Below are 14,759 nucleotides of genomic sequence, written 5' to 3'. Positions count from 1 at the left end.
CCACACTGCGGAAAAACAGGTGAGGCACGCCAAAATGAGCGGTCGCAAGATACGTATCGCCGTCCTGCATTTCTCCCACGAAACCGTCTCGTTCCTGCCCAACGAGACCACGCTCGACGACTTCATCTATCCGGGCTCACCAGCCAAAGGCGAGGCGCTGCTCCAGTTCGATCCGAGGAACTACATGGGTGGCTTCGTGCAAGTGGCGCGCGAGTTCTCCGAGGTCGAATTGGTCGGCATCGAATCCCCGCTCTGGCCGAAGACCTACACTGGATCGGGCTGGGTCACCCAGGAGGCCTATCGGACCTTCACCGGCAAGATGATCGCCGGGCTGAAGGAGGAGGGGCCTTTCGACGGCGTCTATCTGTGCCTGCATGGCGCGATGGCCGTGCGCGAGGTGCCGCGGCCCGAGGCCGACCTGGCCCGGCAGGTCCGTGAGGTGGTCGGCCGGTCTGCCTTCATTGCCGCGACCTTCGATCCGCATGGCAACGAGGACGAGGCGTTCCTCGAACAGGCGGACATGGCGTTCGCAGTGAAATATTTCCCGCATTATGACGCCCATCTGCAAGGCGAGCGGGCTGCGCGCATGCTGGTGCGGGCGATCCGCGGCGACTACAAGCCGGCGCACAAGACCATCAAGGTTCCGGTGATCTCGCCGACCGTGCTGCAATGGACCGGGGCGCGGCCATGGATGGATCTCGTGCAGCGCGCGCTGGTCTGGGAGGCGCGCGAGGTCGACGTCTATGTCAATATTTTCTTCGGCTTCCCGTTCGCCGACGTTCCCGACGTCGGCATGACCGTGCAGGTCCTGACCAACGGCAATCCGAAGCTCGCCGAGCAGGTCGCGCGCGATCTCGCCGGCACGATCTGGCGGCTGCGCGAAGCACTGCTGCAATCGACCCGGCTTTTTAGCATCGCAGAGGGCGTGACGCTGGCAAAGCGGGCTGTCGCTGAAGGTAACACGCCGGTGGTGTTGGCCGACCACAGTGACCGGTCGGGATCGGCGACCTGGCTGTTGCGCGAGATCGTAGCAAAGGACCTCGCGAACACGGTCATCGCGACCATTGCCGATGCCAAGGCGACGGCAAGCCTGAAGGCAGCCGGCGCCAAGGCCGGCGATGCCTTCGACATGGAGATCGGCGGCCTCGCCGACGAGTCGGCGGGCGATCCGGTTCGTATCCAGGGCACGATTTCGGCGGCGGCCGAGGGCTATGGCCAGTTCTGGGTCTGCGTGCGGTTCGGCCGCAACAATGTGCTGATCCTCTCGACCTATCTGGTGCAGATCATGGAGCCGTTCTCGCTCAAGGCGCTGGTGCCCGACCTCGACGCATTCGAGGTGATCGCGATCAAGTCGCGGGTGCACTTCCGACGCGGCTTCGACGACAACGGGTTTGCCAAGACGATCTTGCTGGTCGAGCCCGAACAGCCGTTCCTCGGCACGACCCGTCTCGACAAGCTGCCTTACCAGAATGTCGACCTCACGCGGTTCTACCCTTACGGCAATCCGGCGTTCCCGGAGGCATCGTCGTGACAGAGGGCCGCTATCGCCTGATCGGTTCGACGGCGTCGCCCTATGCGATCAAGCTGCGGGCGCTGATGCGCTACCGGCGGATCCCGCACGACTGGGTGATCATGACCAAGGCGCTGCGCGAGGCGACCGCGCATCTGAAGCCGATGCTGATTCCGGTGCTGCAATATCCCGACGGCAGCTATCGCGGCGAGACCACGACGCTGGCCTATGATCTGGAAGCGCGGCATCAGAGACGCTCGGTGATCCCGGAGGACAGAGCGGTTGCTTTCGTCTGCGATCTGCTCGAGGATCTCGCCGACGAGTGGGCGGTGAAGCCGCTGTTCCTCTATCGCTGGTGGGATCCGGAAGACCAAGGTTATGTGTCGCGCTGGGCCGGTGAGGAATGGTCGACGTCGCAAGCTGCAACCGGCAGCCGCGAGGAGATCGAGGAGTTCCGGCAGCGGCAGATCTCGCGCATGGTCATTCTCGGCGCAACCGATGAGAACCGACCGCTGCTCGAAGAGAGCTATCGCCGGACGCTGGCGGCGTTCGAGCCTCATGTCGGCATGGCGAATTACCTGTTTGGCAGCCGGCCGTCGCTGGCGGACTTTGCCTGGTTCGGCCAACTCAGCGAGATGGCGACCGATCCGACCCCGATGCGGATCATGCGCGAGCGCGCGCCGTTCACCGATCATTGGGTGCGGCGGCTCGATGACGCGTCTGGCGTCGAGGGGGCGTGGCATCCGCGCGAACAGGCACTCGGCGGGTTCGCCGAGGCGCTGCTGCGGATCGTGGGCGAGCTCTATCTGCCGTTCCTCGCCGCCAACGCGGATGCATTCGCGAAAGGCCTCGAACGCCTCGAGATCAAGGTCTGGGGTCTGCCTTACGCGCTGGCGCCGTTCAAGTATCAGGTGAAGTGCCTGCTACAGTTGCGCGAGAGGTTTGCCGCACTCGATGCCGGCGATCGCGCGGCGCTGCGGCCCGTGCTCGAGCGCACGGGATGCTGGGCGATCCTGAGTGGAGGATGATCAATCAGGCTACCGGCAGATTAAAAGCCACGCGAGCTCATGTCCGGTGCCTGCTGCCGAGCGCGACGGCGATCGTCTCCGGCTGCTTGATTCGTTCGATCAGCATGTCGATGCGATCGCCGCCCCAGAACAATTCGCCGTTGAACACCATGCTGGGAACGCCGAACACGCCGAGCGCCTCGGCTTCGTCTGTGATGCGATCATGCTCGGCGCGGGCAGGGCCGCGAACATAGGCTTCGAATGCCTCGGCGGAGCCGCCGATTGCGGCAATCACGCCGGCAATCTCCGATAGCTCGTCGATCTCGAGCTCATGGTTCCAGAACCTGCGAAACACCGTGTCGTGGTACGGCCGGAACAGCCCGTGCCGCTGCGCGAACAGCATTCCGGCGCTGGCGTTGAAGGCATCGTAGATCCGGCGCGGGCCCTTCATGGTCAGCCCCTGCGCGTTGGCGAAGCGCCGTGCGTCCATGTAGGAGTAGCGCACCTTGCGCCAGAAATGCGGGGTGCGCTCTTCGACCGTGCCCATGAACTCGGGAATCCGCAGCGTGTAGGGTAGCCATTCCAGCGCGGCGCCATAGGTCTCCTCGAGCTCGAACAGCCGCTTGTTGGCGACGTAGGCGTAAGGGGACTTGTAGTCGGTATAGATCCTGACCCGCGGCTTATCCATCATCGTTCCTCATCCCGTTACGATGATTGTTTCCGATCCGTGGCGGCGCCGCAATGTGGCGGGACGACAGGGAGATCGCGGGCAAACGAATGGGCCCCGGTGCATTCAAGCATCGCGGGGCCCTGCTACTTCGTTTTAGCGAAGGGTGTCTGGTACAAACCAGTGGTGTCTCGGGACCTAAAAGCGCTTGGCCTTTGCGCTCTCGTCCTGCGGATAGTTTCAGATTGTCGGCGGCACACGCGGCTAGCAGCTGCTATCAGCCTCAACGTGCACCGAGACCTTGCCGCTGAGCAAGGTCGCTGGCATTCGCCGGTGGCGTCATGCTCCTCTCCAAGGGTGGGCCGACGGACCTCTGTCCGCTTCTGCTGCCTGGCGGCCGATCCCATAATCGTCCGTCAATTCCTGTGACGCGAGGAGCAGACGCTCCAGCACCCCAACAGGTGCAGTCAACGAAATGCTGCGGCAGTTATCGTCTGCTGTCAAGTTAACGCGGAAGAGAATTCAGGTCAGGTCTCCTGTCTCGACTTGGTCGTTCGATATTGGGCGAAGTCCGGATCATGCGTCATTTTCCAGTAGTCGACGAACCGCCACGGCATCGCGGAGAACACCCGGCCGCGACTGTTGCGGTAGTAGGTCGTCATGCCCGGATGCGTCCAGATCAACTGCTCGTGCTCGGCATCGACCTCGCGAATGTACGCATCATGTGCGGCGGGATGCACGTCGATCGCCGCGATGTCGTTCTCTATCATCTCGACCAGACACGCTGAGATGTAGCGGGTCTGGCATTCCGACTGGAAGATCACGCTGCCGCCATGCGCGGGTCCCGAGTTCGGGCCGAGCATCAGAAACAGGTTGGGGAAGTCAGGTACCGTGAGACCGAGATAGGCGGTCGGATTGTCGTGTTCCCAGACCTGCTTCAGGTTCTTGCCATCGCGTCCGGTGAGGTCGAGACGCGCCGCCATCTCGGAAACTTTGAAGCCGGTCGAAATTACGATGACATCGTGCTGCCGCGATGTGCCGTCGGCTGTGACGATTCCGTCGGCTGCGAAGTGGTCGATCCTGTCGGTGACCAGCTCGACATTCGGCCTGGTCAGCGTCTTGAACCAGTTGTTGTCGAGCAGGATGCGTTTGCCGTAGGGCGGATAGGTCGGCATGCACTTCTCGATCAGGTCGGGGCGGTCCTTTAGCTCGGAGAGGATGAAGTCGGCGAGCTCCTGGCGGTGGCGGTCGTTACCCTTGTTGACGGCGCGGTCGGGATGCGGCCAGGCCGGATCCTTGCGCAGGAACGGCAGCAGCCCGTCGCCGTAACGCCAGAACATGTTGAAGCGGTACCACTGCACATAGAACGGAAGATGCGCCAGCAGCCACTGCGCGCCTTCGGTGATCGGATCGGAATAACCCTTCACCGGCCGCGCCCACTGTGCGGTGCGCTGATAGACGGTGACGGAGGCGACACGGTCGGCGATCGACGGCACCAGCTGCATGGCCGTCGCGCCGGTGCCGATCACGGCGACATGCTTGCCATCGAGCTTGATGTCGTCGGACCACAGCGCCGAGTGGACCTTGAGGCCCTTGAAATCCTCGTCGCCCTTGAAGCGGGCGGGCAGCGGATCGTTGAGTTGCCCGATCGCGCTGACCAGCACGGTGGATTCTAACGTCTCTTCACCGTTCGCGGTCCTCAGCGTCGAGATCCAGCGGCGTTTGCCTTCGTCCCAGCGCGATGCGACCAGCTCGGTCGAGAGGCGGACGTGCCTGCGGATGTCGTGTTCGCGCACGACGTTGAGCAGGTAGTCCAGCAATTCCTGACGCTGCGCGAAATAGCGGGTCCATGGATTGCGTGCGCCGAATGAGAACGAATAGGAGTGGTTCGGCGTATCGACGCCGCAGCCAGGATAACGGTTGACGTACCAGGTGCCGCCGATCTCGTCCTGCTTCTCGACGATCGTGTAGGGAATACCGAGACGTCCGAGCGCAACGCCGAGTGCGATCGCGCAGACCCCAGCGCCGACGATCAGGACATGCTGCTGCGCCAGCTTCTCGCAGGACGGCTGCGCGCGCCAGCGGGCATCGCGGGAAACGAAGCCCATCTCCTCGCGCATCAGCGGTGCATACTCCGGCGCGACGTGCTCGCCGAGCGTCGCGCGCATCATCCGCAGCATCAACTCGTCGCCGGGATCGGTGATGACGGGCTTCGGCGTGCCGTTCGCGAACAAGTTAAGGACAGCGGCGCGGATCTCGTCCTGGATCTCCTTCGGCACGCCGGCGTCCGGATCCGGGATCAGACGGACGTCGCGCTTCGGCTTGTAGGGCGGTTCCAGCCACTTCTCGTCGCCAGTCACATGCACCAGCACCATCAGTAGCACGCGGATGTCACCCTCGGCGATCGCGGAGGACAGATCGAGGTGTTGGCGCGGAAGCTCGATATTCATGTGTCGTCCTCAGCTGCGTGGTGCGTCCGGCAAACCGCCATAGGCGGCCCAGGTGGTACCGGCGATGTAGCCGGCATCGACCGGCAGATTGATGCCGGTCACGCCACTGCTCTGCGGCGAGAGCAACCAGGCGATCGCCTGCGCCACTTCCATCGGTTCGACCAGCCGGTTCATCGCCGTCGGGCTGGACAGCAGATCCCTGTTCAGCGCGCCCGACGCGATGCCGGCCTCGAGCGCGGCCGTGCGGGTGAAGCCTGGCGACACCGCATTGACGCGGACGCCGGTCCGGCCCCACTCGGCGGCAAGGGTCTGCGTGATCTGGATGACACCGGCCTTCGCCGCGGTATAGGCGTGGATCGGACCCGACGTCATGCCGGCCACCGAGGCGACGTTGACGATCGCGCCATGCCGTCGCTTCGCCATCGCGATGCCGACGCTGCGCGTGACCAGGAACGTGCCGCGCAGGTCGATATTGACCTCGCGATCCCATTGTTCCATCCGCACCCGGTCGATCGTGTGCATCTTGCCGAACACGCCGGCCGCGTTGACGAGGCCGGTGATCGGGCCGTGCGCCTTCTCGATATCGGCAATGCCGGCGACCACGGCGCTCTCGCTTGCGACGTCGAACGGCGCCGGCCAGAGGATGGCGGTCGTTCCCACGATCGGCTCGGGCGCGATGTCGACGATGACGACGCGGTGGCCCTGATCGGCAAGTAGCGTTGCGGTCGAGGCGCCGATGCCGCGGCTGCCGCCGGTGACGAGGATGGTGCCGTCAGCGCTCATGTCTTGTTTCCCTTGTTGCTGGCGTTGAACACGCCGCGGGTCACCAGCTTCTGGTAGGCCGTGATCACATAGTCGGGCACCGCGGTGACGCCGTGCTCGGAATAGGAGTAGCGGCGGCTGAGATAGCCGCGGGCGCCCATCAGGACCTGGACGATGGCCTCGAATTCCTCGTCGCTGAATTTCTCGGTCGCGCCTGCCGCCCGCGCCCGCTGCAGGATCCGGACATAGGCATTCGAGATATTGTCGAAATGCTTCTGGTAGCCGATCGGCGCGAAGAACTCGGCCTCGTTGAGGATCCGCAGGAACTCCGGCACCTCGCGGATGAAGTCGAAGAAGGCGCTGAAGCGCTCGATCTCCTGCCGGGCCTCGTTGGCGGTGCCGGTGCGCGCATGGATGAAGCGGACCATGTCGAGGCCGATCTTCGGCAGCAGCTGGTCGAGCAGCTCCTGGCGGTTCTCGAAATGATTGTAGAAGGTGCCCTGTGCGACGCCGGCGGCTTCGGTGATGCGAGCCACCGAGGCTTCGGCATAGCCATATTTGCCGACGATCTTGGTCGCGGCGTCGAAGATCTTCTGCTTGGTCCAGGCATTGCGCTCGACCCGGTTGAGCTTCGTCACCTTGGCGGATGTCGCTTGTGTCATGTGGTGGCCTCGAGTTCGGCGCGGAGCACGCGTTTGAGCACCTTGCCGGACGGATTGCGCGGCAGGCTGTCGCGGATGATGAGTTGCCTCGGCACCTTGAAGGCGGCGAGTCGGGCGCGGCAGAAATCGGTGAGGTCGGACAGATCGAGTTTGGCGTCATCGGCCAGCACCACGATGGCGACCGGCTTCTCGCCCCAGCGGTCGTCCGGCAGGCCGATCACCGCGACCTCGCGCACTCCAGGTATTTCGTAGATGACGCGCTCGACCTCGGAGGAGGCGATGTTCTCGCCGCCGGAGATGATCATGTCCTTCTTGCGATCGGTCAGATAGAGGAAGCCATCTTCATCGAGATAGCCGATATCGCCGGTGCGAAACCAGTCGCCGAAAAAAGCCGACGCAGTCTTCTCGGGGTCCTTCCAGTAGCCCTGCGTCACCTTGGGTCCGCGGAGGCAGATCTCGCCATTCCGGCCCGCCGGCAGGCGTTTGCCGGCGTCGTCGCGGATTTCGATCTCGACATGGGCGATGGCACGGCCGGTCGAACCGATCTTCTCGATCTCGCGGCCGGCATCCATGAAAGTGTCGCCGCCGCAGCTTTCGGTGAGGCCGTAGGCATCGATGTAGCGCGCATTCCTGAAATGGTCCGAGAAGGCGCGGATGCGGGCCTCGGGCGTCTTCTCGCCGCCGCCGATCGCCCATCGCAGGCTGGAGACGTCGTAGCGCACGCGGTTCGGGCAGGTGAGGAGGGCCGTGGTCATGACCGGTGCGAACCACGCCGCGTTCAGCTTCTCGCGCTCGATCGCGGCAAGCGCGGGTTCAGGTTCGAAGGTGCGGTGAATGCACAGCATGCCGCCGTGCCAAAGCACGGCGATTCCCGGCAAGTCGAGCGCGCCGACATGATAGAGCGGACCGACCACGAGCAGCCGCGTCTCGGCGTTCAGCCCGAGCACCAGCGTCTGGTCGGCGGATTTCCAGTAGATGTTCTCGTAAGTGAGCATCACGCCCTTCGGGCGATCCGTCGTCCCCGAGGTGTACATCAGCCGCATCAGGTCGCGCGGCTGGCGTACATGCATCGGGGTCGGCGCGAGGTCGGGCGCAAGGTTGGTGATGCTGGATTGCGCGACTTCGTCGAGCAACACCACCGGCGCGCCGCCGGTTGCCCTCGCGGCGAATTCGTCATCGGCGACCAGCAGCCGTGCGCCGGAATTGCCGACGATGTAGCCGACCTCGTCGGTCGACAGCCGATAGTTGATCGGCAGGAACACCGCGCCGATATGGCTCGTCGCAAACACCAGTTCGAGAAAGGCAGTGCTGTTCTTCATCAGCACCGCGACGACATCGCCCGGTGCAATCCCGTGTGACTCAAGCCAGCCGCCGATTTGGCGAATACGCAGATCAAAGTCGGCATAGGAGACGTCCTCGCCGCGATATTTCAGCGCACAGCGGTCCGGGGTCCGCTTGGCATGGAATGCGATGAAGCTGGAAAGATTGATCATTTGCCGTCCGTCGGGCCGATTCCGGCGCCGGTTCTCTCCCTAGATGAATTATGACTCGTAATTCATCTTTGGCTTGACGTCACCCCCCTTGCTCTGAAAACATCGTGGTCACGGAGACGGCACGATCTCCGACAGGGATTTTGGGAACGGAAACCCGATAGGGAGGGGAATATGGACAGGACCCGGAAACCGGGCATCAGCCGGCGCTCGACGCTTGCGCTGATGGGCGCCGGTGCAGTGACCTTTGCAGCGCCATGGGTGGCTCGCGCACAGGCCAAGACCATCAAGATCGGCATGCCGACGATCCTGTCGGGCCGCGTCGCACAGCTCGGCACATCCTCGCGCAATGCCGTGCTGCTGGAAGTCGAGAAGGTCAATGCCGCCGGCGGCCTCGCCGGGCGGCAGATCGAGATGGTGATCCGCGATTCCAAAGGGCAGCCGCAGGAAGCCGCGCGGATCGCGCGCGAGCTCGTCAACACCGACGGCTGCGAGATGCTGCTCGACGGCGAGGCGTCGTCTGGATCGTTCGCGGTTCACGAGGTGGCGCGCGATCTCGGCGTGCTCTGCATCCACACCTGCTCGGAGGCGTCGTCGCTGACGGCCGATCCCAAGCAGCACATTCCGAACGCCTTCCGCTGCGTGCGGCAGGGCATTCATGACTCGATCGTCGGCGCGGGTTACGCCGCAGGCATCGCCAAGGCCAAGGGGCTGAAGAAGTGGGCGACCTGCTCGCCCGACTATGCCTATGGCCGCGATACCACCGGTGAGTTCGTGCTGTACCTGAAGAAGTTCGCGCCTGACGTCGAGATCATCAGCGAGTCCTGGCCAAAGCTGTTCCAGCCCGACTACACCGAAGTCGTGACCAAGATCCTGCAGGCCAAGCCGCAGGCACTCTATTCGTGCCTGTGGGGCGGCGATCTCACGTCTTACATCGACCAGGCCAATATCTACGCGCTGTTCACCCAGATGGAGGTGTTCGCGGTCAACATGGCCGATTACACCGCGCTCACGGTGGTGAAGAATCTGCCCAAGGGCATCCATTCCGGCGATCGTTACATCAAGACATTTCCGCCGACGCCGGAGAATGCGGCCTGGGGCGATGCCTACAAGGCGAAGTACAACGAATACCCGACCAACTGGTCGTGGCAGAATGCGACCGCGGTCATGTTCCTCAATGAGGCGGCCAAGAAAGCCAATTCGACCGACGGCAAGAAGCTCGCCGAGGTCCTGACCGGACTGACCATCAAGTGTCCGTTCGGCGCCGACGGCACCGTCACCATGCGTGCCGACGACCGCACGCTGGTCGGCTACGCGATCGGCTGGGGCACCACGATCCCGCAGGAGCCTTACGTGCTGGATATGAAGGCCGGTGACTGGAAGACCATCTTCGAACTCGAAGCCGAGTGGAAGAAGAGCAAGGGCTACACCTGATCCGCATGCGGGGCGGAGGCGCGCTTGGCTGTCTCCGCCTCTCTCTTGATGTTGTCTGATGTTTGTCGCGCGCCGGCGTTGCGGCCCGCCGTAATGGGTGAATCTCGTGGACCTCGACGCGCTCGCCAGCTGCTTCGTCAGCCCCGCTTGCCTGGTGACCCAGACCACCAGCGGCCTGATCATCGGCATGCTGCTGTTTCTCGTTGCCGTCGGGCTGACCTTGATCTTCGGGGTGCTCAAGGTCGTCAATTTCAGCCACGGCGCCTTCTATATGTTCGGCGCCTATTTCGCGATGACGGCCTACCAGCTCACCGGCAGTTTCGCACTGGCGATGCTGAGCGGCGCCCTCGGCACCGCGATCCTCGGCCTGATCTTCGAGCGCGTGTTCATGAGCCGGGTCTACGGCCGCGACGTGCTGATGCAGCTCCTGGTCTGTTACGCCTTCGTGCTGATCTTCGACGACGTGGTCCGCATGATCTGGGGGCCTGAATTCAAGTCGATGGGCATGCCGGCCGCATTCCAGGTGCCGCCGCTGTTCATCGCTGGCGGCGTGGTGCCGCCGTATTACCTGTTGCTGATCGGCGTGGCGCTCGCCGCGGCCGTGGTCCTCGGACTGGGGCTGGCGCGCTCCAGGATCGGCAAGGTGATCCGGGCGGCTGCGCACAATCCCGGCATGGTGTCGGCGCTCGGCATCAACACCGGGCTGATCTATGGCGGCGTGTTCGCGCTCGGCGGCCTGCTGGCCGGACTGGCCGGCGCGCTGGCGGCGCCGGTGCGCTCGCTGACGCCGGGCATGGGATTCTCGGTTCTGATCGAGTCTTTCATCGTGACCGTGATCGGCGGCATGGGGTCGATCCTGGGCGCCCTGATCGGTGCGCTGCTGATCGGATTGATCCGCTCGTTCGGCTCGCTCGGCTTCCCGCTGTTCACCGAGGGGCTGATGTATCTATTCATGGTGATCGTGCTGGTGTCGCGGCCGACCGGCCTGTTCGGCAAGGAGGTTGCATGACCGAGTTGCAGGCCGGGCAGGGCGCGCAAACCCTGGTGCCGCCGCGGATCGATGCCAGGCCGCAACGCTATCGCGACGTGCTGATCGCGCTGATCGCCTTTGCCTTGCTGGCATTGCTGCCGATGCTGTTCGGCAGCAAGCAGCTGCTCGACTTCGTGATCCGCTGCGCGGCCTATGGGTTGTTCGCGACGTCGCTCAACCTCCTGGTCGGCTACACCGGGTTGATCTCGTTCGGGCACGGCATGTTCTTCGGCCTCGGCGCCTATGGCTTCGGCCTGATGATGCAGAAGACCGGCGTTGCGATCCCGGTGGCTTTCGTCGCCACGCTGGCGATGACGCTGGTCGTCGCGACCGTCATCGGTGCGATCTGCGTCCGGCTGAAGGAGATCTACTTCGCTTTCGTCACGCTGGCCTTCCAGATGCTGATCCATTCGACCATCCTGTCGTGGCAATCGCTGACCGGCGGCGACCAGGGCCTGCGCGGCGGCATCCCGCGGCCGCCATTTCTCGGCATCGACCTGTCGAACCATCTGCATCTCTACATCACGAGCTGCGCGCTGCTGGTGATCGGACTGCTGCTGATGCGCCAGATCGCACAGTCGCCGTTCGGCTACACGCTGCGCATGATCCGCGACAACGCCACGCGGGCGAGCTTCATCGGCATCGACGTTTGGCGCGCCAAACTGACGATCTTCGTGCTGGCGGCGCTGTTCGCGGCGACTGGCGGCATGATCATGGCGCTGTTCGTCTCCGGCGCCTATCCCGAGTTCGCCTATTGGACGATCTCGGGCGAGGGCATCTTCATCAACATGCTCGGCGGCGTGACTACTTTCCTCGGGCCGATGGTCGGCACCGTGTTGCTCCTGATCCTCAACGACACCGTCACGCGCCTGACCGAGTATCACGGCATCGTGCTCGGCATCGTGATCCTGTTCTTTGCCATCGGCCTGCGGAAGGGGCTGATGGACTTTGCCGTCGAATGGTTCGCGCAGCGTCGCGGCGAGGGGCGCGGTTAGCCATGCTGGAGATTCGCGGGCTTTCAAAATCCTTCGGCGGCGTCAAGGCGACCGACAACGTCTCGCTCGACTTTCCCGATGGCTCGCTCACCGCCGTGATCGGTCCCAATGGCGCCGGCAAGAGCACCTTCTTCAACCTGATCACGGGCGCGCTGCGGCCGGATGCCGGGCAGATCCTGCTCAATGGCGTCGACATGGCGGGCCGGGCGCCGCCGGAGATCGTGCGCCATGGCATCGGCCGGGCCTTCCAGGTCGCGAGTATCTTTCCCTCACTGACCGTGGAGGAGACGATGCTGGCAGCGGTCTGTGCCGATCAGCGCCGCGCCAGCGTGATGCATCGCCGTTTTCCGCTGGCCGAGACGCGCGACCGCGCCGAGCATGCGATGGAGCTGCTTGGCCTTGCCAGCAAGCGCAACCGGACCGCGGCGACGCTGTCGCATGGTGACCAGAAGTTGCTCGACATCGCGCTCGCGCTGGTACTCGAGCCCAAGGTGCTGCTGCTCGACGAGCCGACCGCGGGCATGGGCACCGAGGAACGCTGGCGCATGATCGACAAGGTGCGCGAGCTCTGGGAGAAGCAGAAGATCACGGTCGTGTTCATCGAGCATGACATGGACATCGTGTTCAAGATCGCGCCGCAGATCGTCGTGCTGTGCTACGGCCGAATCCTGGCAACCGGGACGCCGGACGCGATCCGCAGCAATGAAGCCGTCATCGAAGCCTATCTCGGCAGTGACGACCATGCAGGAGCGGTGGCATGAGCGCGCAGCCGGTGGTGCAGGTCGAGGACCTCGACGTCTATTACGGCACCAGCCAGATCCTGTTCGGCGTCGGTCTCTCGGTGCGGAAGGGCGAGACCATGGCGTTGCTCGGCCGCAACGGCGCCGGCAAGTCGACCACGATGAAGGCGATCATGGGGCTGGCGCCGGCGCGCCGCGGTAAGGTGACCTTGCGCGGCCAACTGGTGTCTGGACTGAAGCCGCATCACATCGCGCGGGCCGGGCTCGGCTTCGTGCCGGAGGATCGCCAGATCTTTCCCGAGCACACGGTCGAGGACAACCTCGTGATCGGCCAGAAGAAGGGGCCTGATGGCCAGGATGAATGGTCGATCCGGCGCGTCTACGACGTGTTTCCGCTGTTGGAGCCGCTGCGGCACCGGATCGCCGGGCGGCTGTCGGGCGGCGAGCAACAGATGCTCGCAATTGCCCGCACGCTGATCGGCAATCCGGTGCTGCTGCTGCTGGACGAACCGAGCGAGGGACTGGCGCCGATCATCGTACAGCGCATCGGCGAGCTGCTGCGGCAGCTCCGTGGCACCGGTGCCACAGTGTTGATCGCCGAGCAGAACATGCATTTTTGCCTGGGCCTTGCGAGCCACGCGACGGTTATCGACAAGGGACAGATCGTCTACACATCCTCCATCGAAGAGTTGAAAGCCAACGACAACATCCGGCAGCGCTATCTGGCGCTGTAGGGCATGCTCCGAAAGGTGTCGGATCACGGCCAAGGATGCGGCTCGTCAGGAAGAACGGGAGGATAAATGGCGGTCGAACGCAAGCTGACGCCGACGCATGAGGCGCCGTATCGGGGCCTCAAAGTGCTCGATTTCGGCCAGGGAATCGCTTCGCCCTACTGCGCGATGCTGCTCGGGGTCTATGGCGCCGACGTCATCAAGGTCGAGCCGCCGGAAGGCGACTGGTCGCGCTATCTCGGCACGACCTACGGCAATCACACGACGCTGTCGGCGGTCTACAACCGCGGCAAGCGTAGCCTGTGTCTCGACATGAAGAACAAGGACGGGATCGCGGTCGCCCAGCGGCTGGCGCGCGAGGCCGACGTGCTCATTGAAGGATTTCGTCCTGGCGTCGCGGAGCGGCTCGGGCTCGGCTATGAGAGCCTCTCGCGCGACAACAGAGGCCTGGTCTATCTGTCAGTCAGTGGCTTCGGGCAGAGTGGGCCGTACTCCAAGCGGCCGGGCTCTGATTCGGTGGCGCAGGCCTTTTCCGGGCTGGTCTCGGTCAATGTCGGCACCGATGGCGTGCCGCATCGGGTCGGCACGACCATTTCCGACGTCGTCACCGGCGTGTACGCATTCCAGGCCATCGCGACGACGCTGTTCGCACGCGCGACCGTCGGCACCGGCCGCTGGATCGACGTCAATCTCTGCCAGTCGACGTCGGCGCTGCTGGGGCACAAGGTCGCCGAGTTCATTCTTGAGGGCGGCGCGCCGCGGGCGCTGAATGTGCCGGCCGGCACCTACCAGACACAGGACGGCTGGATGATGGTGACGCTGGTGAACGAGCCGCAATACAGGCGGCTGTGCACTGCGATCGGCCGCGACGATCTCGCCAGAGATCCGCGTTTCGCCGACTTCGCCCGCCGCGCCGACGCCGCCGATACGCTGATTCCGCAGCTGCGCGAGGTGTTCCTGACTCAACCGACGGAGACCTGGCTGGCTCGGCTGCACGCCGCCGACATCATCGCGGAGAGGATTCTCAATCCCGGTGAATGGCTGCGCAACGCTCATGTCGAGGCGACCAATGCATCGGTGCGTCAGGACACGCCCGGCGTCGGCGCTGTATACTCGCCGCGGACGCCGGGGATCGCAAGCCTGTCCGAGGATCACCTCTGCGCTGCGCCGGATGTCGGACAGGACAGCCGCGCTGTGCTGACAGAGGCCGGATTTGGTTTTGCCGAGATCGACGGCCTGCTGCAATCAGGCGCGGTCCGGCAAGCCAAGAGATAAGGGAGA

The 14,759-nt window shown here is 64.1% G+C and carries 13 protein-coding genes; 8 read left to right on the top strand and 5 right to left on the bottom strand.

What is annotated here, in order from left to right:
* Nucleotides 1-34: 34 nt before the first annotated feature.
* Nucleotides 35-1,531 (top strand): M81 family metallopeptidase, encoded by a 1,497-nt coding sequence (locus tag B2W55_RS25520; RefSeq protein WP_029879293.1) that lies wholly within the window; start codon nt 35-37, stop codon nt 1,529-1,531.
* Complete coding sequence (locus B2W55_RS25515) at nt 1,528-2,538, top strand: glutathione S-transferase N-terminal domain-containing protein (RefSeq protein ID WP_024582060.1); 1,011 nt, start codon at nt 1,528-1,530, stop codon at nt 2,536-2,538. Before B2W55_RS25520 ends, B2W55_RS25515 begins: the two co-directional genes overlap by 4 nt.
* A gap of 37 nt (nt 2,539-2,575) precedes the next feature.
* Here B2W55_RS25515 and B2W55_RS25510 read toward each other — a convergent pair whose 3' ends face one another.
* From B2W55_RS25510 to B2W55_RS25490, 5 genes are all read right to left on the bottom strand, one after another.
* A complete protein-coding gene (locus B2W55_RS25510; protein ID WP_024582059.1) occupies nt 2,576-3,205 on the bottom strand; it encodes a 2-hydroxychromene-2-carboxylate isomerase in 630 nt (209 codons plus the stop codon).
* Between the two features lie 506 nt (nt 3,206-3,711).
* Nucleotides 3,712-5,634 (bottom strand): flavin-containing monooxygenase, encoded by a 1,923-nt coding sequence (locus B2W55_RS25505; RefSeq protein WP_024582058.1) that lies wholly within the window; start codon nt 5,632-5,634, stop codon nt 3,712-3,714.
* 9 nt (nt 5,635-5,643) lie between these two features.
* Nucleotides 5,644-6,417, bottom strand: a complete 774-nt coding sequence (locus B2W55_RS25500) for an SDR family NAD(P)-dependent oxidoreductase (protein WP_024582057.1) — start codon at nt 6,415-6,417, stop codon at nt 5,644-5,646.
* On the bottom strand, nt 6,414-7,058 hold the full coding sequence (locus B2W55_RS25495; RefSeq protein WP_024582056.1) for a TetR/AcrR family transcriptional regulator: 645 nt from the start codon (nt 7,056-7,058) through the stop codon (nt 6,414-6,416). The genes B2W55_RS25500 and B2W55_RS25495 overlap by 4 nt, the downstream gene beginning before the upstream one ends.
* Complete coding sequence (locus tag B2W55_RS25490) at nt 7,055-8,551, bottom strand: AMP-binding protein (protein ID WP_024582055.1); 1,497 nt, start codon at nt 8,549-8,551, stop codon at nt 7,055-7,057. Before B2W55_RS25490 ends, B2W55_RS25495 begins: the two co-directional genes overlap by 4 nt.
* Before the next feature lie 171 nt (nt 8,552-8,722).
* Between B2W55_RS25490 and B2W55_RS25485 the strand changes: the two genes are divergently transcribed.
* From B2W55_RS25485 to B2W55_RS25460, 6 genes are all read left to right on the top strand, one after another.
* Complete coding sequence (locus B2W55_RS25485) at nt 8,723-9,982, top strand: ABC transporter substrate-binding protein (protein WP_024582054.1); 1,260 nt, start codon at nt 8,723-8,725, stop codon at nt 9,980-9,982.
* A 106-nt stretch (nt 9,983-10,088) separates the two neighbouring features.
* Nucleotides 10,089-10,991, top strand: coding sequence for a branched-chain amino acid ABC transporter permease (locus B2W55_RS25480; protein ID WP_024582053.1), 903 nt, complete (start codon nt 10,089-10,091; stop codon nt 10,989-10,991).
* On the top strand, nt 10,988-12,007 hold the full coding sequence (locus B2W55_RS25475; RefSeq protein ID WP_024582052.1) for a branched-chain amino acid ABC transporter permease: 1,020 nt from the start codon (nt 10,988-10,990) through the stop codon (nt 12,005-12,007). Before B2W55_RS25480 ends, B2W55_RS25475 begins: the two co-directional genes overlap by 4 nt.
* A 2-nt stretch (nt 12,008-12,009) precedes the next feature.
* Entirely contained in the window at nt 12,010-12,768 is a 759-nt protein-coding gene (locus B2W55_RS25470; RefSeq protein WP_024582051.1) for an ABC transporter ATP-binding protein, read from the top strand.
* Complete coding sequence (locus tag B2W55_RS25465) at nt 12,765-13,481, top strand: ABC transporter ATP-binding protein (RefSeq protein ID WP_024582050.1); 717 nt, start codon at nt 12,765-12,767, stop codon at nt 13,479-13,481. The genes B2W55_RS25470 and B2W55_RS25465 overlap by 4 nt, the downstream gene beginning before the upstream one ends.
* Before the next feature lie 66 nt (nt 13,482-13,547).
* Nucleotides 13,548-14,753, top strand: coding sequence for a CaiB/BaiF CoA transferase family protein (locus B2W55_RS25460; protein WP_024582049.1), 1,206 nt, complete (start codon nt 13,548-13,550; stop codon nt 14,751-14,753).
* Nucleotides 14,754-14,759: the final 6 nt, after the last annotated feature.

The organism is Bradyrhizobium sp. UBA2491 (genome assembly GCF_002341725.1).
GTDB lineage: Bacteria > Pseudomonadota > Alphaproteobacteria > Rhizobiales > Xanthobacteraceae > Bradyrhizobium.
This window is presented reverse-complemented; position numbering and strand designations above follow the sequence as displayed.